The sequence below is a fragment of the Anaerobacillus alkalidiazotrophicus genome (genome assembly GCF_001866055.1).
The window spans coordinates 357,796-381,978 of record NZ_MLQS01000017.1 but is presented as its reverse complement, the minus strand read 5'-3'; the positions used below and the strand labels follow the sequence as shown (position 1 = coordinate 381,978).

Below are 24,183 nucleotides of genomic sequence, written 5' to 3'. Positions count from 1 at the left end.
CTTCATCCCCAACTAAATTTTTCGATTTTCTTACGTTTTGAGGTGGGAGCCTACTGTCCCTTAAGAGTGGGGAAAATAATCCTTTTAAAAAAAGAAACCGCAAAGACTAATTCTTTGCGGTTTAAGAATTTCATAATATACAATTTTTTAGCCACTAGATAGTATATCTAGTTGAATTGTTACGTTTAAAATAGACATAGTTTAATGTCGCTTTATTTCACTCATTTATATTATATATAACTAGTTTCCTTGTTAAATTAATAAACTATTTTATGATCCCTGCACCTATAACAAAGGAAAGACCAAGCGAAATGATAAATGAAAGTAAACCGACAGCGCGATTATCTTTCTGTATTTCTTCGTCGACTTTAAAACGTGGCGTTAAAAATTCAAAAACAAAATAACCAAATATAAGTAAGCCAAATCCGAAAAATCCCCAGGTTAACATTGTAAAAAGCGAATCGTTATGTTGAATTGAAAACCGAAAAATGTTTGCCACCCCAAATATTTTCCCCCCTGTCGCTAATGCAACAGACACATTCCCGTTTTTGATCTCTTCCCAATTATTATATTTGGTTACTGTTTCAAAAATTGTTAAGAAAACAATAGTAGCTAAAACTACAACACTAAAGGTGGCAGCTGTGTAAACGAAATCAATTTGAAATAACCGGTCCACATTCCTCACCTCCCATTATTTAAATTCAACAATTGTATTACCAAGTCCACCTTCGTTCATTGCAGCCATCTTAGAACTTTTTACGTGTGGATGGTTTTTCAATAGTTGAAGTACACCTTTTCTTAGGGCACCTGTTCCTTTACCGTGAATAATTGACACCGAATTATATCCTGCCAATAACGCATCATCTAAATATTTTTCAGTACGTTGCATCGCATCTTCAAACCGTTCACCTCTAAGATCTAGTTCTGGTTTCACATGATGGTTTGTCGTGCCCCGTACCGTTGCCATCGGCTTTTTCTCTATTTGTTTAGGGCGATCGAGTAATTGAAGATCTGTTATTGCTACTTTCATCTTCATGATCCCAATTTGAACTTGAAATTCTTTATCAGACACTTTTTCAACAATGTGACCTTTCTGACCAAAGCTAAGTACCTTTACCTCATCTCCAGGGAGTAGTTCTTTACCAATAGTATTTGTAGCTGCAGTTTTTTTCTTTTTATCCTTTAATTTTGGAGCAGCTTCTTCTAAGCGTTTTTTCGCATCAATTAATTGGTGTTCTTTTACGACCCTTGCTTCTTTTTGCAATTCTCGAAGTTCCTCAATGATAAATTCAGCTTCCTCTTTTGCAGTTTGAACTGTTTCATAAGCTTTCTTATCGGCTTCTTCGATAATTTTTTCTTTTTCTCTTTCAAACGAGGCAAATTTTTCCACAAGATCTTTTCTAAGGTGTTCAGCTTCTTCACGAATTTTCGCCGCTTCTTCAATTTCTTTTTCAGCAGCTTTCTGACTAGATTCTAGCGAGGAAATCATGTTTTCTACTTTATTTGTTTCTGTCGATATTTGTGCCTTTGCTTTATCTATAATATCAGAACTTAAGCCAAGACGCTTTGAGATTGCAAAAGCGTTACTACGACCGGGAACTCCAATTAAAAGTCGATAAGTAGGACTTAACGTTTCTACGTCAAACTCCACACTAGCGTTTATCGCTCCTGGACGATTGTAAGCATAAGCTTTTAGTTCACTATAGTGGGTTGTAGCTACAATTCGTGCTCCACGTTGGTAAACATCGTCTAATATCGCAATAGCTAATGCCGCTCCCTCTGTAGGATCAGTTCCAGCACCAAGTTCATCAAAAAGGACAAGACTTTCGTGATCTACCTTGTCTAAAATATCAATAATATTTGTCATATGAGAGGAGAACGTACTTAAATTTTGTTCAATTGATTGTTCATCACCAATATCTGCAAATATAGATTTAAATACAGCCATTTCAGATCCTTCATCAACTGGAATGTGTAAACCTGATTGCATCATTAAAGTAAGTAATCCTGTTGTTTTAAGTGTAACTGTTTTACCGCCTGTATTTGGTCCAGTAATGACAATAGAGCTATATGTTTTACCAAGTTCTACATCAATCGGTACTACTTCATCATGTCCAATTAATGGATGGCGAGCTTTTTTCATGTTCATATATCCAATGTCATTTAATTTTGGTTGGGAAGCTTTTAGCACTTTTGAATATAAGGCCTTAGCAAAAATAAAATCTATTTCAGTTAGCGTTATTACATTTTGTAATAGTTCATCACTAACGAGAGCAACCTTCTCTGAAAGCTCCAATAAGATCTTTTCTATTTCTTGCTTCTCCTTAACCCGAACTTCACGTAATTGATTATTAATAGATACTACTGCTTGTGGCTCAATAAATAGTGTTGCTCCTGAAGCTGATTGATCGTGAATTAATCCACCAAAATTACTACGATATTCTTGTTTTACTGGTATAACGTAACGATCGTTACGGATTGTAATGATTGAATCTGATAACATCTTTTGACTACTAGATGACCGGATTATACTTTCTAGTTTTGAACGAATCGATGCTTCGTGACTTTTAATTTGCGAGCGAATCGTACGTAACGTTGGACTAGCAGAATCAAGCATATGTCCATGGTCATCAATACACATTTTAATTTCACGTTCTACATCAGTAAGTGGTGTAATCGTCGCCACTAATTCTGCTAGTATTGGTAGCTCTACTTCGTCTTCAAGCATATCTTCTATAAACTTTTTAAATCTTCTTCCACCGTAGATGGTACTTGAAACATCTAAAAGCTCCATTTCATTTAACATACCACCTATTTGAGCACGTTTTACACTAGCGTTTATATCACGTATTCCCCCTAATGGTGCCTGCCCCTTTAAACGGAGTACTTTCGTTCCTTCATGTGTTGCGTTTTGCGCATGTTGTATTTCTTCAATGTTTATCATCGGTACTAGTTCTTCTACTTTTTTTCTACCTAGCGAAGAGCTTACATGTTCAATCAATTGTTTCTTCATTTTATCGTACTCTAGAAGACGACATACACGTTGTAACACTGTCCCAACTCCTTAATCATTTCTATTTAAATAATTCTTTAGTTCAGGAAGATCCCAACTATTGATTACAGTTTCTTTTTTTATCCAACCCTTTCTCGCACTTGATACGCCAATTTTCATATCATTTAACATATCCAAATTATGTGCGTCTGTATTAATCATAATCTTCGCCCCTTTTTCTTGAGCTTTTTTTAGCCAATGACTAGCTAAATCAAGACGATGAGGGTTTGCATTCAGTTCTAAAGCTGTATTTGTTTCAACCGAAATATCAACCAGCAAATCTACATCTACATCATAACCATCTCTTCTTCCAATCAGCCTACCTGTTGGGTGAGCAATTAAATCTACATGGTGATTTCTTAAAGCGTTTGTTAAACGCTCCATAATTACAGCTCGATCTTGGGAAAATGATGAATGTATCGATGCAATAACAAAATCAACTTCTTTTATCACTTCATCATCATAATCGAGAGTCCCATCAGGTAATATATCCATTTCAATACCAGTAAAAATTTTGAAGTCATCCCACTTTTCATTAAGCTTAGCAATCTCTCTGTGTTGTTCTTTAAGTCTTTCTACGGTAAGGCCATTAGCTACTTTTAAAAATTTTGAATGATCGGTAATTGCAATGTAAGAATATCCTTTTTCTCTACATGCTTCGGCCATTTCTAAAATAGAATTTGCTCCATCGCTCCAGGTTGAGTGCATGTGCATATCTCCACGTATATCATCCAACGAAATTAATGGATTTTCGATTTGCCATACATCAATCTCGCCATCGCCTTCTCGCACTTCAGGGGGAATGTACTGAAGTCCAAAGTGTTCGAAAAATTCTTCTTCGGAGCGAAATGTACTTATTTTTCCAGTTTCAATATTTTCTACTCCATATTCACTAATTTTCTCGCCGCGTTCTTTTGCAAGCTGCCTCATTTGAACGTTATGATCCTTTGATCCTGTAAAATGATGTAGTGCAGTAGCAAACTCATTCTCTGTAACAAGTCGAAAATCTACTGATAAACGAAGATCATTCATATTTAAGTGTAACGATACCTTCGTGTCCCCAGCAGCAATTATTTCACCTACGTTTTGAAACTTTAAAAGCTGGTCACGTATCTCTTTTGGATCATCTGTTGCTATAATATAATCTAAGTCCTTTACAGTTTCCCTTACTCTTCGCAAACTTCCTGCCCGCGAAAAGCGAATAATACCAGACATATTTACCAAGTTTTCTTCAATTCTTTTCGCAATTGGTAAAACCTCGTAAATAGGGAGACGTTCTGGTTGCTTTCCAAAGTCTTCAATAGCAGCTAATAATTTTTCTTCTGTCTTTTTACCAAAACCAGCAAGGGCTTGTACTTTTTCATCTAAACAAACTTGTTTAAGAGTTTTAACATCTACAACATTTAATTCTTGATATAACTTTCCAATCTTTTTACCACCAAGCCCTGGTAGCTTTAATAATGGAATTAGCCCGCCTGGTAGTTCATTCATTAATTCTTCTAACAGACTAGACTTCCCTTCATTTTTTAGTTCTTCTATAACTGTAGCTGTCCCTTTACCAATACCTTTAAGTTTTGCTGGTTCATCTATCTGTTCTAGTGTTCTTTCATCTACTTCTAACGCCTGTGCAGCTTTTCTGAAAGCTGAAACTTTAAAACTGTTTTCACCTTTTATTTCCATATATAAAGCAATAGTTTCTAGTGTAGTTATGACTTGTTTTTTGTTCATAATAAACCCCTCTCTTTATTTTGAGAGTATATATCTCACAAAATGATCATACCTTCTTTTTACTAATATGAGCAAATATTATTGAACTCACTCAGTTTTGTTATCAACACTTCTATATAATCAAGTAGCCACCTAAACTTATCGATCACTTCTGTTTTCATTTTTGGACACTACTGCCCAATAGAAAGTGAGATAAAATGAAAAGTTATATCTCAAAAAAGGCTTTATAGTGTTCAATATTCATCATAAAGCTGAACTTCAATCAGTGGGGGTTTTCCTTCATCCCCCACTGATTGTTAGTTCAACTTATACCACAGGCATAAGAATAACTAATCATCAGCTATCACTGATGAAAGTTATTCTATATCGGACCTTTAGGGGCAGTTTATCCCCCACCTAAACTTCTCGATTTTCTTAAGTTTTGAGGTGGGGGTCTTACTTGCCCCTTAAGAGGGGGATAAATTGAAAATAAACCTCTCGTATTGATAGAGAAGTTTATTTTCTATACATTAAAATATATTTTCAATCCACATTTCCTTCAACTCGTTAGATAAAATTGGTGTATATTCTAAAATTAACTTTGCAAACGTGGATTCTTTAAGGATATCTTGAACAAATTCAATAGGTAATAAGGCTGCGATATGGAGTAAAACTACTAAAATAAGTAATGTTTCTAAAAAACATAGAATACCACCAAGCCATCCGTTAATAGTACTTAAAATAGGTAGATGTGCTAAAAAGTCAAACATAGAGCCGATTATTTGCAATAAAATTTTTGTTGAAAAAAATAAGATTGCAAAAGCAATTCCAGTGTAATATACGTGTTCAAAATTAAATGCCTCTATTAACATAAAAGCTGGATTATCAGTCGGAAATTGTGGGTATGGAATCCAAAGCCTAATGTGAGTCGCTAGTTCTCCATGGTAAAGATAAGCTACAATAAAAGCAATAATAAAGCCAGTTAAGTGAATGAGTTGAAGAATGAAACCTCTCCTAAATCCAACAAAAAAACTAGTAATTAATAAAATAAATAATAGTAAACTAAACATTTTTTATTTTTCCCCATCTTTCTTTAGTCTTTCTTTCTCTACTTGTTTTTTTAGACGTAAATATTCATCACTAATATTTACTGCTGCTAATACAGCAAGCTGCATTTTATCAAGATACGGATTTGCATTTCTCATTTCTTTCATTTTTTTATCAACTAAATTCGCAACCTCAATAATATGCCCTACATCCGTCCTACCGGAGATCACATATTTTTGTCCATTTATCGTTACCGTAGTTCGTCGTTTTTCATTTTCTTCTCTCACAACGACCCTCCTATTCGAAAAGCTCAAGCCCCTTATTTAAAAGCAACGGATACAAAAGTGCTTTGAGGAAAACCACTTTTGGACTCCCTTGTACTTCTGATATTACCTATCACAAACAGCAATAAAGTAACTACAAGCAGTATACTAACTGAAGCATCCGTGCTGGTAGGCGCTGAAACTAGACATCTCTCCAACTTTAAATTTGTATATACTTTCTTCTTATATGTTACGAAATAAGTAAGCGCTATGATACATCTTTCAATCCAAAAATCCTACAGTCTATCATATCACGAACCGACTCGATTGAAAATATGTCGTTTGATAATTGAGAAGGAATGGGAAACAATGGTACAATCAATGTTAATATATACTCACGAACAATTTTAGCGTACTAGGTATAGTATTCTTAGTAGCAAGAATAATGAATGATGAAATTCTTTAAATTTCACATTGAATAAAGGAGTTTTCACTTTGGGCCAACAAGTTTTGTTAGTAGAAGCTAGTACTATTGAAAAAATGAAACAATTTTATAATGACAGTTTACAATCTAAACTACCACCCGGGGCAGTCTTCTCAGCAAAACCTACGAATTGTACCGTTACTGCTTACAAATCGGGGAAGGTTTTATTCCAAGGAGCACGTCCTGAGGTAGAAGCTATGATTTGGATGGAATTTGCAAAGGGCGCAGTTCAACAAAACAAAAAAAATAAGACGATTAATAATGGGGATGAGAAAAAACGTTTATCTCAACTATCTTTAATTGGCTCTGATGAAGTAGGCACAGGAGATTATTTTGGACCGATAACAGTAGTGGCATCCTTTGTTTCTAAAGAGAAATTCCAACAACTTACAGAACTCGGAGTAAAAGATTCGAAAGGAATGAAAGATCCTGAAATATGCAAAATAGCCAAACAACTAATTAAGGAAATTCCTTACAGCCTACTAGTTCTTCCTAATGAAAAATATAATTCACTCCAAACGAAAGGTATGAATCAAGGGAAAATGAAGGCTATATTACATAATCAAGCGCTGCTACATTTAAAAAAGAAGTTAGCCGATACACCCTATGATGGAATTTTAATTGATCAATTTGTTGAACGGAATATTTATTATCGTTACATTGCTGGTCAGAAAGAAAAAGTACAAGACGAAAATATGTTTTTTCATACAAAAGCAGAATCACTTCACTTATCTGTTGCAGCATCATCAATTATTGCCCGTTATGCTTTTGTAAAAGAAATGGATAAGTTAAGTGAGGCTGCAGGGTTTGAAATACCAAAAGGAGCTGGTCCTCATGTAGACAAAGCCGCGGCTATTCTGATAAAGAAAAAAGGTGTACAGGCTTTAAATAAATTCTGCAAGTTACATTTCGCAAATACAGAAAAGGCAAAAAAGCTACTTTAATAATGGGTATGTTGATTGAGAGTAGATTACTACAGTCAATCAACATTCTCGTTTTTCTTTTTTATACGAAGAATATTTCCGTAAAACCGATTGTCTTCTGCTATCTTTTCCCATTTTGCTTTATCATTGATCACGATAATTTCTGTTGAGATTTGTTCTACTGAAAGGTTTATCTCCTTTTCTACTTCCTTTTGAAGATCAGTATTGTTAACAAGATTCTGTTTAATTAATTGATAATCTCTACTTGCAATAAAACAAGCGATTTTATCTTCTCCACAATAAATACATTGATTTCCTTGCATCAAACTAGTAAGTTCATGTGTAATTAATGAATTACATACCCATTTTTTTTCTTTTATTAAATATAAAAAATCAGTTGAATAATTAAGTGGCTCCCCATCCATCTGAAAAACTACATTCCATACACAATAATCCATTTTTTTCAAAGTGATAATATTTGAAATCTCGTACACAGACTCTCCACCCTTATATTATTAATTTTTCAATATACTTATTACTATCGGCATAAAAAACTTTTTCTTAAATTTGCAAAAAGCGAAATTGTCTGAGTCACGAATAACCGCTTTTCCATTTGGTCATCGCAAAGTAGCAACGAAACCATCCAAATAGCAGCTTCACTGGAAGACCTTTACCAACTCTCAAATTAGAATTTCTTACTTTGTATATTAAAACGGAAGGAGAAATTCCCCCTTCCGTTTTTAGCTATTATGCTCTTAAAGTTACTCCTAACTTATCTTGTAACCCTTCTAGTACGGCATTATGCACTTTCGTTACTTCTTCGTCTGTTAACGTTTTGCTTGGGTCAAAGTAAGTAAGTGAGAAAGCTAAAGATTTATGTCCACTCTCCATTTTCTCACCCTGATATAAGTCAAAGAGCTGCACTGATTTGAGTAATTTACCACCATGGTCTTCGATTACATCCATTACATGTTTAGCATTAATTTTTTCATCAACAACAAGAGCTATGTCTCTAGAAATGGCAGGGTATTTAGGGATTTCATCATAAAATACACTTTTAGGATGAAATTCAAGAACTGTTTCTAAATCAAATTGAAAGACGTAAGTTTCATTTATATCTAATTCTTTTTGTAAAACAGGATGAACTTGCCCGATGAAGCCTATTTCTTTTCCTTCTAACTTGATTGCTGCTGTTCTACCAGGATGTAAACTATCTTTTTTCGCCGTTTCGTAACGAATACTTTCTGATACTCCTAGAGACTCAAACAAACCTTCAAGTACACCTTTTGCTACAAAAAAATCTACTTTCTTTTTCTCACCTTGCCATAAATGACTGTGCCAAGTACCAGTAAATGCTCCAGCTACCATTTCTTTCTCAGTTGGTTGAGTTGACAATTCTTTTTCTTCAGATAAAAAGATTGAACCTACCTCATAAATAGCAACATCATCAATTTTACGATTGTGATTATATTGGATCACATCTAATACGTGTGGGATAAGACTTGTTCTTAACGTACTACGGTCCTCACTCATTGGCATTGCTAGTCGAACAGGTTGAACATTCTCTAACTTTTCACCAAATCCTTTTGCTTTACTTGAATTAGTTAACGAATACGTTATGATTTGATTTAAGCCAACACTTTCTAAAAATTTTCGAACTTTTCTACGACGTAATTGTCTTTGTGTCAATGCTCCAGCTGTAGTAAGACCAACAGGTAACGTTGTAGGTATATGATCATAGCCGTAAAGCCTAGCTACTTCTTCTCTTAAATCTGCTTCAATTGTAATATCTGGTCTACGAGTTGGTACATAAACCGTTAAAAGATCCCCATTATTGGAATATAGAAACTGAAGTCGCTTGAAAATTTGTTCTACGACATCGACAGTTAAATCTGTACCTAACGCTTTGTTTAAACGCTCAATAGAAATTTCAACTGGCAATGGTTTCACATCAAGCTCATTAATTTCAACAAAACCTTCCAACACATTTCCACCTGCAAACTCACTAATTAGCTTTGCCGCTCGTTCTTGAGCTAGGACAACACGATTTGGATCAATTCCTTTTTCATAACGAACACTTGAATCACTTCGTAATCCTAAATCTTTTGATGCTTTTCTTATTGTTGCCCCTTTAAAGTAGGCTGCTTCTAGTAAAATTGTCGTTGTACCCTCGTTAACTTCACTTTTCGCTCCACCCATAACACCAGCAACGGCAACCGGTTCACTACCATTTGTAATAACAAGGTGATCACTTGAAAGCTTACGTGTAACATCATCTAATGTAACAATTTCCTCGCCTTCTGAAGCCCTACGAACTACAACTTCCTTAGAACCAAAAAGATCATAATCAAAAGCATGAAGTGGTTGACCATACTCTAATAAAACATAGTTTGTCACATCTACTACGTTGCTAATAGGGCGAATTCCCGCAGCCATTAAACGGTTTTGTAGCCAAAGTGGAGATGGACCAACCTTTACATCTTTAATAATCATAGCTCTATACATAGGATTATCTTCTAGAGCTTCTACATCTACCTTTATATAGTCTGAAGCAAGTTCAGAGCCTTTTGGTAAATTTGTTGTTGGAATGCTAACTTCTACACCTAAAATCGCTCCTACCTCATATGCAACCCCAAGCATACTTAAGCAATCTGCTCGATTTGGTGTTAATCCTAGTTCTAACACCTCATCGTGTAAGTTTAAGTAATATAATGCGTCTTTCCCAACCTCAACATCATTAGGAAAAACGAAGATACCTTCTGAAACTTCTTTAGGAACAAATTTTGTTTCAACTCCTAGTTCTTGTAATGAACAAATCATACCGTTTGATGCTTGCCCACGAAGTTTCGCTTTCTTAATTTTAAAATTACCCGGTAAAACGGCTCCTACTTTTGCTACGGCCACTTTTTGACCTTCTGCTACATTTTTTGCACCACAAACGATTTGTACTGGTTCTTCTTCCCCTATATCAACTTGACATAAACTAAGCTTATCGGCATCCGGATGTTGTTCACGCTTTACAACATGACCTATAACAACATTTTTTACACCTTTATTTAATGAATGTACAATGTCAACTTCAACACCGCTTCTTGTTAGACGTTCTGCTAATTCTACTGCTGATATATCATTAAGCTCAACATAATCTTTAAGCCAATTAAAAGATACTAACACAAACATTTCCTCCTTGTAAGAAAAGCCCTAGTAACACGCTAGACATGATTCTCGTTTCTTTCTGCTTTGCTTTTTCCTAAGGGCAGAAATTTACTTAAAAGAACCTTACCTATACTATAAACTTTCCACTCATTTTTTAATTTTTATTTAAGTAAATTATGCTCGTTTAAATTGCTCTAAAAATCTTTTATCATTTAAGTAAAAATGACGTATGTCGTCAATCCCATACTTTAACATTGCTAAACGTTCTACACCCATTCCGAATGCAAATCCTGAATATTTTTCCGGATCAAAACCACCCATTTCTAATACACGTGGATGAACCATTCCAGCACCTAACACTTCAATCCAGCCTGTTTCCTTACAAATACGACAACCATCGCCATGACACATTACACAAGAAAGGTCAACTTCAACCGACGGCTCGGTAAATGGGAAGAAGCTAGGACGCAAACGAATCTTTTGATCTGGACCGAAAAACTTCTTAGCAAACTCTAAAAGAACTCCTTTTAAATCACTCATACGAACATTTTCATCTATGTAAAGCCCCTCTACTTGCATAAATTGATGTGAATGAGTAGCATCATCGTCATCTCGACGGAAAACTTTTCCTGGGCAAATAATCTTTACAGGGCCTTTCCCTTTATACTTTTCCATCGTACGTGCTTGAACTGGAGATGTGTGAGTTCTTAGTAAAATTTCTTCTGTAATATAAAAAGTATCTTGCATATCACGGGCAGGATGATCTTTTGGTAAATTTAAAGCCTCAAAGTTATAATAGTCTGTTTCTACCTCAGGTCCCTCAGCTACCTCAAAACCTAATCCAATAAATATATCTTCAATTGTTTCTACTACCGTTGTTAGAGGATGACTTGCACCTACTCGCGCTGGACGGCCTGGTAATGTTACATCAATACTTTCACTTGCAAGTCTTTGTTCTACCTCTAATTCCTCAAGTTTCGTAACCTTCTCTTCTAACTTATTAGAAATCGCTTCCCTAACATCATTAGCCATTTGACCAATAACGGGACGTTCTTCAGCTGAAAGCTTTCCCATTCCGCGTAATACTTCTGTTATTGGACCCTTTTTTCCTAAATATGATACTTTAATATCTTGTAGATCCTTTAGAGTCTCAGCTGTTTCAATTTGATTTAAAGCTTCTTGCTCTAATTCTTTTAAACGTTGTTGCATAATTTTTCCTCCTTAATTTATGTATGTTAAAAAAATTTGACCTAAACGATCAATTTTTTTCACTTTAACTTTAATCAGTAGGGGTTGTAATTAAAAGTTAGGATAAAAGACAAAAAAGCCCTCATCCCAAGCAAGGGACGAAGACTTCGCGGTACCACCCTAATTAACGAATCCAAACTGATTCATTCACTCAAACTTGATAACGGTCCAAGACCGATGCAACCTTAATATTTCTATGTTCCGGTGCCAACTCCAGAGCGAATTCAATTGCTGCGATCATAGAAGCACTTTCAGTCTAGGTACTTCATCCCTGAGATGTCGTTTAGGCAATTTACTACTCTCTTTCAACGTTTTTAGTATTATGAAATTCGAATTCAATTATAGTTGATTTTTCTAAATAAGGCAAACCTTCTTTATATCCCTAATTTTACGTTTCAAATTCGACTTGAAGTCTTGTATTATTTACGGAGGTGATACAATAGGATACCTGTAGCGATAGAAACATTTAGTGATTCAGCTTCTCCATAGATAGGAATAAAGAGATTTTCATCCGTCACTTGAAGAAGTTCCTTCGATAACCCATTTCCTTCATTTCCAACAATGAGAGCAAAACTCTCTGGTGCCATGACCGTTCTATATTCTTTCGCCTTTTCGTTTAAGGCTGTTCCATAAACGGGTATTTTTTCACTTTTAAACTTTTCCACCCATTCTGTTAATTCGCCCCTAACTATCGGCAAGTGAAAAATAGAGCCTTGTGTAGAACGAATAACTTTACTATTATACATATCGACCGTTCCCGTCCCTAAAATGACTCCTGACAAACCAGCACAATCCGCTGTACGAATAATAGTTCCAAGATTACCTGGATCCTGAACTTGATCAATTAATATATATAAACCGTTTTTCTCTATCGTTAACGGTTTTCTACCTAATAATTCACAGACCGCAACAATCCCTTGAGGAGTTTGTGTATCACAAATCTCTTTCATGATTTTATCGTTTACGATATATATTGGAATGTTTGATAAATCCCAGTTTGAGGGAATAGTAAAATTCTCCTCTATAAAAATTTCATTTATAATAACATTTGAATTTAATGCTTCTTCTACCAAATGTTCTCCTTCTATTAGAAAACTCCCTAACTTTTCCCTACCTTTACGAGTATGTAATTTTTTTACTGTTTTAATCTTTATGTTTTTTACCGATTCAATTCGTTCCATAACAAACTCCTTTTTTCATTTACAAATATTTTCGTCCAATTGTTGTCATACTATAACAGAAATGCCAATTGGCTTAAATTTTATTTTACCATAAAGGAGCTGTTAATTAGATGGGGTTTAATTTACGTGGTGCAATTTTAGCAAATGTAGCAAATAGTACAGCGGATGATGTGAAAGCTACTATTGATGATGCGATGCAAAGTGGCGAAGAGAAAATGCTTCCTGGTTTAGGGGTTTTATTCGAAGTTTATTGGCAACAAGCAGATGAAACTAGTAAACAAAAAGTCATTTCTCAAATTTCTCAAGGATTACAAAGGTAAAATACCGTTATTTGAGTTACGTTCATTAAAATGATTACCACATCAAGCTACATTTAGGTGTGACGGGTATTAAAATAAGTGATAATGAAATATTCAAGAAAAAAGCGACCCACATTTGGATCGCTTTTTTCTCATTTTAAGGAGGAGAATAAAAATTGTATTACAAATCAAAATATATCATTAACGATCATTGATGACCGTTTTGAACCTGTCGTAAAATTTCATGTGCGTCATTCCCAGATAGTAAAATTAATTCTTCTAATAATTCATCCCGAACTAAATCTAGGCGAATTATTTCACTTGCTAACTTTAAAGCTTCATTTTTCATTTAACATCGCCCCTATCCTTTTTGTTACTCTTATATTAACTAGCTAAGATAATGTTTTCAGCAATATAGTAAGGTTTTATCACATTGTTTTTCCAAAAGGACCAGTACCTAATGTGAGATTCCCTAAATTAAAGGAGACTGAATTAAATTAACGAGTTCAGTTTTGGGAGAGCAAATGACAAATAACATTAGAAATAGCGTACAAATTAGATATGATTTTGTACGCTTATTTTTTCGGTATATCAACGTTTGAAAAGAATAGTCATGCAGTTTTTGACATCAAATTCCATGTGATCTGGATGACAAAATATAGATATAAGGAATTACATGGTGCGAATGTCGTAAGAACACAAGAATTAATCAGTCAGAGATGCAAAGCGAGAGAAATCACAATTTTGCAAGGTAGTGTTGGAAAAGTCTACATTCATTTATTGTTATCGCATCCACCTAGTCTTTCTCCTAGTAAAATCATGCAGTACCTAAAAGGAAGGTCATCAAGGTTGCATCAGGAGCAGTTTCCGGAGCTAAAAAAGAAAAATTGGGGACAGCACCTATGGGCAAGGGGCTACTTTTGTGCCACAGTAGGAACGGTGGATGAAGAAACAATATAAAACTATATAGCGAACCAGTTTAATAGAAAAACGATATATTCAAGATTGAAGAATGAGTTAAGTCAACATTACCGCCCTACCCTTTGAGGCTAAATACTTAAAAACTCTACCATTTTTAGCTGAAGAGTCAGATGTAACCATAGGGGATTGGGAAAAAGATTTGAAAAAAATCATATATAGTATTACTTACAATTCTAAAGAAAGAGTGGTTCACATACAGTTCATAGTAGCAAATTTTGACCGTTATTTTAGAGTATTAAAAAAGCAGCGAATATGAGGAAATTATATTAGAAGATGGAACAGTAGCATTTTTTCGAGAGACTCCATTCCCATCTTCAGACCTAAATTGGTTAAAAGATGAGATAGAATATAACTTACATTACAATTTCGTTATTAATGAAGATAATAAAGCAAAAGATGAACTACTTGAAATAGCTAATTCACTGAATGCCTAATTCATATTCAAGTAACGGGTGCAAATGCTTAACAAGGAAAAGGGTTAGTTGTTGCTGATTCCTTTTATCTAAGCGCTGAACAGTTTACTAAGGTTTGGCTTTTTTTCGTGTCAACAGAAAAAATAATCAATGTATTTCTATGTTGAGTGGATTGATGAAAACAAGAAGAAACTATGTCTGAGAAGATTTGTATAAAATCATTGACAATATTTCAGAAAAAAATTTAGAGAAGGTAAAAGAAATCCTTGAAACATTAACTAAGTATGGACAGGAATTTTATGAAGTTGAACCAACTAATGAGGAAAAGAAAGCAATTGAAGAGGCAATGTATAGTGAATTTCATTCTTTTGAAGATGTGTTTAAGGATGTCTTAGATGTTTGAAATTAAAGTTTCGAACAAAGCCAAAAAGTTTTTTCAAAAACAAGACGCTCCTACAAGAAAAAGAATAAAGAATGCTTTATTACAGTTAGCAGAAGACCCATATTATCGAAAAGAAAATGATAGAGTACAACGATATATTTAGACTCAGAGTTAGCGACATCAGAATGATTTATAAAGTAGAAGTTGAAAAATTAATATTATACATGTTAGACATTGATTTCCGAGGTAACATCTACAAATAAATACAAGGATAAAAGGTTAGGGAGTATTCTTAACCTTTTTTAATTTACAGTTATTACCGAGTGGGTAGATTAGCTTATTGAAGTAACGGAGGCTTTATCGAAAGTACTGCACATCTCGTTGTTGATCCAAGATATAATGCCTTCTATTTGTTGAAGTTACTTAACTCCCTTTAGTTGAATAACGAGACAGCCACTTCCTTTTTTGGAGGTGGCTGTTTTTTATACCTGGCGCATATAATAGACCGTAATCAATTTGGATCACTTACATGCGCTTAAAAGCACACAGTTTACTCGTTCTTTTTTTGTCCTTGTTTGTCAGGATCAACACGCTTATCGGCATCCTTCATGATTAGATGACCACCACATATAGAGACAAACTTATTCTGTTAGCAACAGTGCCACAAATGTTAAGGTTGTTGGTTACAATCCCCAACAAAAGTTATAGGGTTCAAAGGTGCCGTAAAGGTAGTGGTAAATGTGTTACCCAATAAATCACTAGCATTGATTTGCCATGTCCCAGTATTCCCTGGCAAGAGTGTCAATATAATCTCTACATCAAATATCCCGCTGAATAAATTTCCACTGGCCATTGCGGTTCCATGTACTCTAGCTGTATTGGCCGTACAATCAATGTGAATTCTTCTTCCTTGAATAAAATTAATTGTTGTACCCCCAGATCCAAATGTAATATTAAAGTTATCAACGGCAGGATTACACATAGGTGCTGTGATAAAACATTGGACTGCAGTCACATTAATCGTTCCTGCTAAAGTTGAAGGAACACCTTGTTGGGTAATATTAACAGTCGCTGGGGCACTATTGCCTTGAATACCTATTCGGAACTTACAAGGACATTGATCTGGACCAGGACATTCTACATTCGTGCCTACATGGGTCGAGACGGTTTGACCATTAACTGTGGTAGTAGCCGTAATAAGAACCGATGTAAAAGGAGTATTCTCTGGTACTGTCACTGTAGTTGAGAAAGTTCCATTCGCAAGGGATACTACAGGATTAGGACTGAATGTTACTATATTTGGAAAGCTGCTAAACGAGATATCAGCTCCACTAACAGGATCATCACCGCAGAAAATGGAACCAGTGATTGTAGCTTCACAACTAATGTTGGCTGGAACTTCGAGTGTTAAGACACAAGCATCTTCAGAACAAACCACTTGGGCATCAATGGAGGTGAAAATGTTCTGTCCTTCAACTATTGTTGAAGCAGTAATTGTAATGGTTTGTAAAGGAGTTCCAGGTTCAACAGTAACACCTACGAAGAAGTTTCCATCAGTACCAGTTGTAATTTGATCATGAGCAAAAGTGACATCTTCAGAATCTGAAGTTACCTCAATTACAGCACCTTCAATTGGTCTTCCACCGCACATAACTCTTCCCTCAACAAATCCGTCACAGTCAATTACATCTGTAGTGAATAATTCAATTACACAAGGACCATGGCACTCGACAATCGTATCAAGTGAGGTAGTAATAGGTAGACCACTAACAAAAGTATTAGCTGTAATTGTAACTGGTGTTGGCGGGGTTCCAGGTGGAACAGTGACGATTGTATCAAAATTGCCATTAGCATCCGTTACCGTAGGATCAGGAGAGAAGGTAACAATGTTTGGTTCTGCACTAAACGACACTTGTGCGCCCTCAACAGGTATATTTCCGCAAAGAACTTGACCTTGAAGATCTCCTTCACATATATAGGCTGCATGTACAAAAAGATGCGCATCGCAAGGTGGGATATCACAATCAAGCACTAAATCATTTATATTGAAATTTAACTGAAATGTGCTTGGGCGGACAATCCAGTCATATACCTTTTTTACAGATACACAGGCTAATTCTTTTTGAAAAGTATGATTTGTAGAAACTAACGTATCACTTGTTAATTTAATAGAGTTAACTTTGCTTTGGGTTCCTGCAGAGGTATTAGAAGTAGGAAATACCGCTGGACATTGATTTGGAGGAGTAATTGGACAACTGTTGATATTAATCTCTTGACGCGGATTACACAATTGTTCAGGAATGCTAATTACCATATCTGCAGCTATTTCTACATCTTGGCAAATAGCGAAAAATAGGTCCACCGAAGTAACAAGCCCATTTTGACAGTTTAGCTGTGCAATACAATCAAATTCAGTTATATTACATTCAAGTTCTGTACCTTCAGGCGCACATAGTATAAAAGATTCAATAAAACTAAATGGAAGAGGTTGGCTGCGGCAGGTGGTTCCAGGTCCAGTGATTTCAATGATAACCAATCCACTTTTTTGAACGAACACTTTTTGTAAAGTTATGACTTCACCGTTTGGTAACGTCGTATTGACATTTTTTCTGCCGTTTTTCTGAGGTATTTCTTTACAGCTAATAGTGCCTGGTGATAAAGAGACTATAGGAATTCCTTGTTGATTTGTAAGAATGCAATTTGCTTTTAAAATATCACATAGGTTTAACATAATTCCTCCTTTCTAAACTGATTAATATAGTAAAACATAAAATATTTTATTCTAAACCAAAATACTATGCTTGGGCAAAAATCTAACTTCTCCTTATCAGGAAATATTTTCATATTTAGAGTTGATTCAATTAAGAAGTTGTTGAAATATACAATCTTTATTCTAGGAAGTTTATTGAAAAAAGCTTTCAAAGATGTACCATCTCTTTTAAAGTAATCCCTCCATTCGAATTATGATATAGAGTAAAGGGTATATCGAGGTTTTAAAAAAATATATAAAAATGCAGCAAGGAATGGTACGGAAATAACTTTCGGAATAGGAATTATTTCTTCTGATTCGTTACAAGGAGATTTTTTTTAATAATAGTGGTAGTTCTGATGAATGGCTCATCAAAATTAAAGAAATGTTTAATAACGAATATAAGGGATTTGAAATAATCGAAGAATCCAACAATATGCCTATCATTTAACTTCAAAATGATGAAGAAATTTGGGACATTGTTACTTATAAAAATTCAAATGATCTTCTAGTTGTTATTAGTATGAAAGGTAACCAAGATTTTTTAGACGGTGATCAAATTGGTGAAACAGAGTATTTTTCAATATATAAGAAAATAATTGAAATGACGTCTGCTGAGTAAAAGGTGATTAAAACGGATAATGAACATCTGCTCAAAATCATCTTAGAGCGTTTTGATAAAGTAGATCTTCAGTTTGATGAAGTATTATCAAGGCTTGGTCAAATAGAAAAAAGTCAGCAGAAAGATGTTAAAGACACCCTTTATTTAATCTCTAAAAAGGTTGACGGTATTAAGTATGACGTTGATTATTCAAGTGAAAAAACAGGGAAACACGATACGAAAATTAATAGCCTCGAAAAGAGAATTCAGTCCTAATATAAGTACTGATTTTTTTAGCCAAGAAATTATCTTTTAATTTGTGAAAAGTTTCACTTAAAGTAAGGAGGCTTTAGTTTAACAAGAAAAGAAAATATGAGTAAAAACGCACAGTATCTGTGCGTTTTTGTATGCTAATTGTAGTGTTAATTCGTTTGGAATTGGAATGTTAAATGTAATGTATTTATCCTATAAATTAACGTTTTCCCTCCCAAAACTGAACCCGTTAGAATTAAATCAGCCTCCTTTTATTTTTATTCAAATGTTATTTTTGCAACTGTATCTTTATCAAGTTTTTTAATAACTTCAACAATTAATTTCACAGCATTTTCAAAATCATCTCGATGAAGAATCGCTGCATGTGTATGAATGTATCGTGTAGCAATAGTAATAGATAGAGCCGGAACCCCATTCGCTGTCAAGTGAATAGCGCCAGAATCTGTTCCACCACCAGCAACAGAATCAAATTGATATGGAATTCCAGCTTCATCAGCTGTATCAGTTACAAAATCACGAAGTCCTTTATGAGAAATCATTGAAGCATCATAAATGATAATTTGAGGGCCTTTCCCCATTTTTGCCAATGCTTCTTTTTCTGTTACACCAGGAGTATCTCCTGCAATTCCTACATCAACACCAAAACCTATGTCTGGTTGGATAAAGTGAGCCGATGTTCGAGCCCCTCTAAGTCCCACTTCTTCTTGTACTGTCCCTACACCGTAAACTGTATTAGGATGATCAACATCCTTTAATTGGCGAAGTACTTCAATCGCAATTGCGCAACCAATTCGATTGTCCCACGCTTTTGCCATAAGCATTTTTTCATTTTTTAAGACCGTAAATTCACAAACTGGTACTATTGAGTCACCGGGAAGAACACCAAATTCCATTGCCTCTTCTTTACTTGACGCACCTATATCAATAAACATATCCTTAATCTCAACAGGTTTTTTTCTTGCCTCAGGTGGAAGAATATGCGGTGGTTTAGAGCCGATAACACCTGGCACATTACCTTTGCGTGTCATAACAGTAACACGTTGTGCTAGCATCACTTGCCCCCACCAGCCACCTACTGTTTGAAAGCGTAAAAATCCTTTATCATCGATGCTTTTAACCATAAAGCCAATTTCATCTAAATGCCCTGCCACCATTATTTTTGGACCTTCAGCAGCACCCGTTTTTTTTGCTATTAGACTCCCAAGGTGATCTTGAGTCACTTCATCAGCATAAGGTTCAATAAATTTTCTCATAACCTCTCGTGGCTCGCGTTCATCCCCTGGAATTCCGTTTGCATCTGTCAGTGCCTTTAACATCTTTAACGTTTCATCCATATGTAAATGCCTCCTTAAAATATAATATCTCTCATTTAATTATATCGATAATCGAAATAATACTCAATTAATAGCCATCGTTTTGCCGTTGATGATTCACTTCATTTTTCCCTCTATATGCTGTTTCTATGTCATTATCTGTAAAACCTAATAATTTTCCTAAAACTAAATATTGCTGAAATAATACAATAAAATCACTTTCATCTTTCGTTTTTTCAAACTGACTACTAAGAGAATATAGAGTTGCAAACTGGTTTGTTAACGTTGAACTATTTTTAGGAGTTTCAACATTAAGCTTTATTATTGATATTGAGATATCTATTCCTATTGATAATAAAAAATGAAATCCATCTACATACTCCTCTAAAATAACTTCTTGTGAACTTGGTTGTTTTAAACTCCAATACTTGAAACAACGTGTTTCATTTGCTAATTCACCAAGTTCTACTTGAAAAGCTAATACTTTTTCAGCAATTAAGTTCTTACCAAGAACATTGTGTTCTTCTCTAATTCGGTTGTCTAATTCTTTCTGCAACTGGAACATTTTTATTAAATCCAATAAATTCACGTCCTTTTGTTATTTTTTGAAACCTTTTCTTTTTTAAAACGTATGTAAATGAGATGATATCTGATTATGCGCATATACTATTAAATGATTTTAACTAGGAGTGATGTCGATGGCTGTTTTTTTATTTCGATTTTTGGTATTAATAGCCGTTTTTATTTTAGCATATTGTGCTATCAAATATTTTATAAACCCTAAACGAAAGTTAGAATTAGCCCATAATAAAAAATTGTTTTATTTACTAGACGAAAAATCAAATGTCAGAAAAAATTTTCTTTTGACTTACCGCGGTGTTTTATTTGAGGGAGAAAAATATTTAGGGACAACTGAAAATGCCTTTGAGGTTGTCACTATACAAGTTTGGGCAAAGAATAACAATAACCTACAAGGTTTAAATAAGGAAGATTTTCATTTTATCGAGAAAGAAATTAGTATCATATATCCAAATGCGAAAGTAATTTGGAAGAGCCCAATAAAAGAATTACTTTCACGCTAACAAAAACCGCTGCAACCGTAAAGACAAAAGTTTAACTAAACAAGCTAAAAAACAACCATCCAATAATATTATTGGACGGTTGTTTTTTCAGCTTGTTTTAAAAAATTTCTTCCATTCAACGTTTGTCTGTTTGTCTAAATTCTTTTTACGAAACCCAAAAAAGATAGCAGTTAAAAAGACCAAAAGAGCGATTGAATAAAAAAGCGGAAGATCAACTATCATTTGCCCAAAACTAGTGAAAATAATTGATGGTAGAACGATACCTAGAAACGAATATTTCGTATATTCTTTAAAACTATTTGTTTGCTCCACAATATAGAGCGATAAGAGGTGAAAATGAACAAAAGGAACCATCCTTAACACCATAATTTGATTCATTGTCATTGGACCATTTTTCATCATTTTTTTATTTAACTTCGCAAATTTGGATAACAGATGCGGAAACTTCATTGTGATAAAATAAAAAATGATACACATTAGTGTTAATCCTATCATTGAAAAGATCGATCCGTAAATGACACCAAATAAATACCCACCAACCATACAAACAAAAATAACGGGTAATAATAAAAGTGGACGAATAAGATGAAATAAAACAAATAATAATGGCGCTAAAAATCCACTCTGTTCAATATAGATGGGGATAGCTTCTGAAAGATGTTCAATCATTGTCTTCCTCCTCTCTATTAACAAATATGAATTCCGATTACAAATAATGATAACTCATTAGGACAATTTGTATAATCATTATAACCGGCATCCCTATTCTAAAAGAATTGTGCTTTGTTTTATGACGAAAAGCTCTCATACCTAGCATGATACCGACACTACCTCCGATTATCGCTAGTAAGAAAAATTTTCTCTCAGAAATTCTCCACTGACCTTTTATTGCTTTTTGTTTATCTACAAACATATAGACAAATGATACAATATTGATAAAAAAAGCATATGCGACGATGGTTGTACTTGTCACAACTTTTCCCTACTTTCTTAACATTAGGCCTATACTCAACTACATAATGTGTAAAAAAACCACCCTCGTTCATGAGAGTGGCTTTTTAATTTTACTATTAGTTTAAGCTAGATTTTGCTTTTGCTGCTAATTCAGCAAATGCATTCTCATCGTTAACAGCTAAATCAGCAAGCATTTTACGGTTTACTTCAATACCTGCTACTTTTAAACCATGCATTAAACGGCTATATGAAAGACCATTCATACGTGCAGCTGCGTTAATACGAGTAATCCAAAGCTTACGGAAGTCACGCTTCTTTTGGCGACGATCACGGTAAGCATAAAGTAATGATTTCATTACTTGGACTTGCGCAGTTTTAAATAATCTATGTTTTGAACCATGATAACCTTTAGCTAACTTTAATACTTTCTTACGACGACGACGAGCGACATAACCGCCTTTTACTCTTGGCATCGTGTTTCCCTCCTCAAATCTTCAACAATGTTGAAAATAATAATTATTTTTTGTACGTTAACATTTCACGGATACGTTTGAAATCTCCACTATGAACCATTGCAGCTTTACGAAGCTTACGTTTTGCTTTTGTTGACTTGTTAGCAAATAAGTGACTTGTGTATGCACGCGCACGCTTAAGCTTGCCAGAACCTGTTTTCTTAAAACGCTTTGCTGCACCCTTATGAGTTTTCATTTTAGGCATAAGTAAATCCTCCCTTATTGATTACTACTATTAAAAGATTCTTATGTTCTTAATAGTTTTATCAACTATTTTTCAGCTTTTGGAGCTAAAATTAAGAACATGCTTCGGCCTTCCATTTTTGGCGCCGACTCCACCGTTGAAATGTCTTCACATTCTTTGGCAAGACGCATTAAAACATCTCTTCCGATTTGAGAATGAGTAATCGCACGTCCGCGAAAACGGATCGCAGCTTTTACTTTATCTCCTTTCTCAAGGAACTTGCGGGCATTACGAAGCTTCGTATTAAAATCATTTAACTCAATCGTCGGGCTCAGGCGAACCTCTTTCGTTGTGATAATTTTTTGATTTTTACGAGCTTCTTTGTCTTTCTTTTGTTGCTCATACCTAAACTTACCGTAGTCCATAATTCGGCATACTGGCGGTTTAGCATTTGGTGCAACCATAACTAAGTCAAGGTTTGCATTTTGAGCCATTTCAAGAGCTTCTTGTCTTGATTTTACACCAATTTGATCTCCGTTTGCCCCAATGAGACGAACTTCTCGGGCACGGATGCCCTCATTGACCATCATGTCTTTACTAATAACTAGCCACCTCCATGGTTTTTTAGAAAAATATTGCTTATTAAAGCAACTGTAACCTTAGTTTACTATGTATATCGTTTTACTTTTTTCAAAACGATATACCAAGGATCCATGCATAAATTGAATGCCCTACTTACTTGATTATCCAATGTACTTGAACAACTTAATCATTCGCAAACTCTAAGTATGCGTCTTATCCTTTCTATACTCTAATCTTTTAACAAAGTTAAAAGTTGAAGCATAAAAAAGGTGTGAGCACATATTGCGCCCACACCTATACTGTTCATAACTTAAACATTTTAGTAACCTACAAACTTCATTAGTCAGTCAGGTGAGAAGCGGGCGCTTCTTCTTGCATTGGTTCCAATATTTAATTCACTAAGTTACTATACCAAGAAGCAAGTTGTTTGTCAACATTCTACGTGTACTAATTATTTTTACTTCACAACAATTAAGAAATTCGAAAATCGACTTATTTATCTTAACAAGAATCTATGAAACATTTCAAGTGTTTTTTTCCTAAAAATGAATATTAATTGCTCTATTAATATTTTCCGTATTTAAATATACTTATTGAATGAGTTTTCTAATTAACCAAACAGACCCAAGATAATATCTTAGCGGCGAGAATAATGAATGATGAAATTCATTATTCTCTTTAAATAGTTAAAATTCAATTCGTAGAGTTTAATAGGTGATACGGACCGTTATGATAAAGCTGAACTTCAATCAGTGGGGGTTTTCCTTCATCCCCCACTGATTGTTAGTTCAACTTAT

The 24,183-nt window shown here is 34.6% G+C and carries 25 protein-coding genes and 2 other annotated features; of the genes, 7 read left to right on the top strand and 18 right to left on the bottom strand.

Going from position 1 to position 24,183, the window contains the following annotated elements; translation table 11 throughout:
- Positions 1-265: 265 nt before the first annotated feature.
- The 5 genes from BKP45_RS12090 to zapA all read right to left on the bottom strand — a co-directional run bounded on the left by BKP45_RS12090 (position 266) and on the right by zapA (position 6,093).
- Positions 266-676: a DUF350 domain-containing protein gene (locus tag BKP45_RS12090; RefSeq protein ID WP_071389924.1), complete on the bottom strand. Its 411-nt coding sequence runs from the start codon at positions 674-676 to the stop codon at positions 266-268.
- A gap of 15 nt (positions 677-691) precedes the next feature.
- Positions 692-3,052 (bottom strand): endonuclease MutS2, encoded by a 2,361-nt coding sequence (locus tag BKP45_RS12085; protein ID WP_084787876.1) that lies wholly within the window; start codon positions 3,050-3,052, stop codon positions 692-694.
- Between the two features lie 12 nt (positions 3,053-3,064).
- On the bottom strand, positions 3,065-4,780 hold the full coding sequence (polX, locus tag BKP45_RS12080; RefSeq protein ID WP_071389923.1) for a DNA polymerase/3'-5' exonuclease PolX: 1,716 nt from the start codon (positions 4,778-4,780) through the stop codon (positions 3,065-3,067).
- A 509-nt stretch (positions 4,781-5,289) separates the two neighbouring features.
- The gene (locus BKP45_RS12075) at positions 5,290-5,829 is read right to left on the bottom strand and encodes a CvpA family protein (protein ID WP_071389922.1); all 540 of its coding nucleotides are present in this window, start codon (positions 5,827-5,829) and stop codon (positions 5,290-5,292) included.
- Between the two features lie 3 nt (positions 5,830-5,832).
- The gene (gene zapA, locus BKP45_RS12070) at positions 5,833-6,093 is read right to left on the bottom strand and encodes a cell division protein ZapA (RefSeq protein WP_071389921.1); all 261 of its coding nucleotides are present in this window, start codon (positions 6,091-6,093) and stop codon (positions 5,833-5,835) included.
- Between the two features lie 471 nt (positions 6,094-6,564).
- Here zapA and rnhC point away from each other — a divergent pair, with 471 nt between their 5' ends.
- Positions 6,565-7,497: a ribonuclease HIII gene (gene rnhC / locus BKP45_RS12065; protein WP_084787874.1), complete on the top strand. Its 933-nt coding sequence runs from the start codon at positions 6,565-6,567 to the stop codon at positions 7,495-7,497.
- 35 nt (positions 7,498-7,532) lie between these two features.
- Here the strand turns inward: rnhC and BKP45_RS12060 are convergent, their stop codons facing one another.
- From BKP45_RS12060 to BKP45_RS12045, 4 genes are all read right to left on the bottom strand, one after another.
- Entirely contained in the window at positions 7,533-7,970 is a 438-nt protein-coding gene (locus BKP45_RS12060) for a hypothetical protein (protein WP_071389920.1), read from the bottom strand.
- A 253-nt stretch (positions 7,971-8,223) separates the two neighbouring features.
- Entirely contained in the window at positions 8,224-10,650 is a 2,427-nt protein-coding gene (gene pheT, locus BKP45_RS12055) for a phenylalanine--tRNA ligase subunit beta (RefSeq protein WP_071389919.1), read from the bottom strand.
- A 156-nt stretch (positions 10,651-10,806) separates the two neighbouring features.
- A complete protein-coding gene (gene pheS, locus BKP45_RS12050; protein WP_071389918.1) occupies positions 10,807-11,841 on the bottom strand; it encodes a phenylalanine--tRNA ligase subunit alpha in 1,035 nt (344 codons plus the stop codon).
- 130 nt (positions 11,842-11,971) lie between these two features.
- Positions 11,972-12,198: a binding site (T-box leader), on the bottom strand.
- 101 nt (positions 12,199-12,299) lie between these two features.
- Positions 12,300-13,061 (bottom strand): TrmH family RNA methyltransferase, encoded by a 762-nt coding sequence (locus BKP45_RS12045; RefSeq protein ID WP_071389917.1) that lies wholly within the window; start codon positions 13,059-13,061, stop codon positions 12,300-12,302.
- Positions 13,062-13,171: 110 nt separating this feature from the next.
- Between BKP45_RS12045 and sspI the strand changes: the two genes are divergently transcribed.
- Positions 13,172-13,381, top strand: coding sequence for a small acid-soluble spore protein SspI (gene sspI, locus BKP45_RS12040; protein ID WP_071309350.1), 210 nt, complete (start codon positions 13,172-13,174; stop codon positions 13,379-13,381).
- 187 nt (positions 13,382-13,568) lie between these two features.
- Here the strand turns inward: sspI and BKP45_RS22550 are convergent, their stop codons facing one another.
- Positions 13,569-13,709: a hypothetical protein gene (locus BKP45_RS22550; protein ID WP_169823119.1), complete on the bottom strand. Its 141-nt coding sequence runs from the start codon at positions 13,707-13,709 to the stop codon at positions 13,569-13,571.
- Between the two features lie 212 nt (positions 13,710-13,921).
- Here BKP45_RS22550 and tnpA point away from each other — a divergent pair, with 212 nt between their 5' ends.
- The 3 genes from tnpA (at position 13,922) to BKP45_RS22545 (ending at position 15,299) form a co-directional block, all read left to right on the top strand.
- Complete coding sequence (gene tnpA / locus BKP45_RS12035) at positions 13,922-14,320, top strand: IS200/IS605 family transposase (protein ID WP_071389916.1); 399 nt, start codon at positions 13,922-13,924, stop codon at positions 14,318-14,320.
- 642 nt (positions 14,321-14,962) lie between these two features.
- Positions 14,963-15,157 carry a hypothetical protein gene (locus BKP45_RS12030; protein WP_071389915.1) on the top strand — a complete coding sequence of 65 codons (195 nt, stop codon included), beginning with the start codon at positions 14,963-14,965 and terminating at the stop codon, positions 15,155-15,157.
- Positions 15,150-15,299 carry a type II toxin-antitoxin system RelE family toxin gene (locus BKP45_RS22545; RefSeq protein WP_169824103.1) on the top strand — a complete coding sequence of 50 codons (150 nt, stop codon included), beginning with the start codon at positions 15,150-15,152 and terminating at the stop codon, positions 15,297-15,299. The genes BKP45_RS12030 and BKP45_RS22545 overlap by 8 nt, the downstream gene beginning before the upstream one ends.
- A gap of 507 nt (positions 15,300-15,806) precedes the next feature.
- Here BKP45_RS22545 and BKP45_RS23020 read toward each other — a convergent pair.
- Complete coding sequence (locus BKP45_RS23020) at positions 15,807-17,867, bottom strand: BMQ_0737 family morphogenetic spore coat protein (RefSeq protein WP_245747458.1); 2,061 nt, start codon at positions 17,865-17,867, stop codon at positions 15,807-15,809.
- Between the two features lie 643 nt (positions 17,868-18,510).
- Between BKP45_RS23020 and BKP45_RS12015 the strand changes: the two genes are divergently transcribed.
- Complete coding sequence (locus BKP45_RS12015; RefSeq protein ID WP_071389913.1) at positions 18,511-18,762, top strand: hypothetical protein; 252 nt, start codon at positions 18,511-18,513, stop codon at positions 18,760-18,762.
- Between the two features lie 254 nt (positions 18,763-19,016).
- Here the strand turns inward: BKP45_RS12015 and BKP45_RS12010 are convergent, their stop codons facing one another.
- The gene (locus BKP45_RS12010) at positions 19,017-20,093 is read right to left on the bottom strand and encodes a M42 family metallopeptidase (protein WP_071389912.1); all 1,077 of its coding nucleotides are present in this window, start codon (positions 20,091-20,093) and stop codon (positions 19,017-19,019) included.
- Between the two features lie 67 nt (positions 20,094-20,160).
- Complete coding sequence (locus BKP45_RS12005; protein ID WP_071389911.1) at positions 20,161-20,652, bottom strand: dUTP diphosphatase; 492 nt, start codon at positions 20,650-20,652, stop codon at positions 20,161-20,163.
- A gap of 118 nt (positions 20,653-20,770) precedes the next feature.
- On the opposite strand from BKP45_RS12005, the gene BKP45_RS12000 reads away from it, so the two are divergent.
- The gene (locus BKP45_RS12000) at positions 20,771-21,154 is read left to right on the top strand and encodes a sigma-w pathway protein ysdB (RefSeq protein WP_071389910.1); all 384 of its coding nucleotides are present in this window, start codon (positions 20,771-20,773) and stop codon (positions 21,152-21,154) included.
- An 87-nt stretch (positions 21,155-21,241) separates the two neighbouring features.
- On the opposite strand, the gene BKP45_RS11995 is transcribed toward BKP45_RS12000, so the two are convergent.
- The 5 genes from BKP45_RS11995 to infC form a co-directional block, all read right to left on the bottom strand.
- The gene (locus tag BKP45_RS11995; protein ID WP_071389909.1) at positions 21,242-21,823 is read right to left on the bottom strand and encodes a TVP38/TMEM64 family protein; all 582 of its coding nucleotides are present in this window, start codon (positions 21,821-21,823) and stop codon (positions 21,242-21,244) included.
- 37 nt (positions 21,824-21,860) lie between these two features.
- A complete protein-coding gene (locus BKP45_RS11990; protein ID WP_245747457.1) occupies positions 21,861-22,127 on the bottom strand; it encodes a DUF1294 domain-containing protein in 267 nt (88 codons plus the stop codon).
- Between the two features lie 97 nt (positions 22,128-22,224).
- Complete coding sequence (gene rplT / locus BKP45_RS11985; RefSeq protein ID WP_071310047.1) at positions 22,225-22,581, bottom strand: 50S ribosomal protein L20; 357 nt, start codon at positions 22,579-22,581, stop codon at positions 22,225-22,227.
- Positions 22,582-22,624: 43 nt separating this feature from the next.
- Positions 22,625-22,825, bottom strand: a complete 201-nt coding sequence (rpmI, locus tag BKP45_RS11980; protein ID WP_071389908.1) for a 50S ribosomal protein L35 — start codon at positions 22,823-22,825, stop codon at positions 22,625-22,627.
- Positions 22,826-22,890: 65 nt separating this feature from the next.
- Positions 22,891-23,394, bottom strand: a complete 504-nt coding sequence (infC, locus tag BKP45_RS11975) for a translation initiation factor IF-3 (protein ID WP_071310049.1) — start codon at positions 23,392-23,394, stop codon at positions 22,891-22,893.
- A gap of 249 nt (positions 23,395-23,643) precedes the next feature.
- Positions 23,644-23,766, bottom strand: a sequence feature (ribosomal protein L20 leader region).
- Positions 23,767-24,183: the final 417 nt, after the last annotated feature.

Coding starts and splice junctions, on each gene's coding strand:
- BKP45_RS12010 (WP_071389912.1), bottom strand. CDS start 20,093: ATGGATGAAACGTTAAAGATGTTAAAGGCACTGACAGATGCAAACGGA.
- infC (WP_071310049.1), bottom strand. CDS start 23,394: ATGATGGTCAATGAGGGCATCCGTGCCCGAGAAGTTCGTCTCATTGGG.
- BKP45_RS12075 (WP_071389922.1), bottom strand. CDS start 5,829: ATGTTTAGTTTACTATTATTTATTTTATTAATTACTAGTTTTTTTGTT.
- BKP45_RS11995 (WP_071389909.1), bottom strand. CDS start 21,823: ATGATTGAACATCTTTCAGAAGCTATCCCCATCTATATTGAACAGAGT.
- polX (WP_071389923.1), bottom strand. CDS start 4,780: ATGAACAAAAAACAAGTCATAACTACACTAGAAACTATTGCTTTATAT.
- tnpA (WP_071389916.1), top strand. CDS start 13,922: ATGATTTTGTACGCTTATTTTTTCGGTATATCAACGTTTGAAAAGAAT.
- BKP45_RS22545 (WP_169824103.1), top strand. CDS start 15,150: ATGTTTGAAATTAAAGTTTCGAACAAAGCCAAAAAGTTTTTTCAAAAA.
- BKP45_RS22550 (WP_169823119.1), bottom strand. CDS start 13,709: ATGAAAAATGAAGCTTTAAAGTTAGCAAGTGAAATAATTCGCCTAGAT.
- pheS (WP_071389918.1), bottom strand. CDS start 11,841: ATGCAACAACGTTTAAAAGAATTAGAGCAAGAAGCTTTAAATCAAATT.
- BKP45_RS23020 (WP_245747458.1), bottom strand. CDS start 17,867: ATGTTAAACCTATGTGATATTTTAAAAGCAAATTGCATTCTTACAAAT.
- rplT (WP_071310047.1), bottom strand. CDS start 22,581: ATGCCAAGAGTAAAAGGCGGTTATGTCGCTCGTCGTCGTCGTAAGAAA.
- BKP45_RS12045 (WP_071389917.1), bottom strand. CDS start 13,061: ATGGAACGAATTGAATCGGTAAAAAACATAAAGATTAAAACAGTAAAA.
- rpmI (WP_071389908.1), bottom strand. CDS start 22,825: ATGCCTAAAATGAAAACTCATAAGGGTGCAGCAAAGCGTTTTAAGAAA.
- BKP45_RS12000 (WP_071389910.1), top strand. CDS start 20,771: ATGGCTGTTTTTTTATTTCGATTTTTGGTATTAATAGCCGTTTTTATT.
- sspI (WP_071309350.1), top strand. CDS start 13,172: ATGGGGTTTAATTTACGTGGTGCAATTTTAGCAAATGTAGCAAATAGT.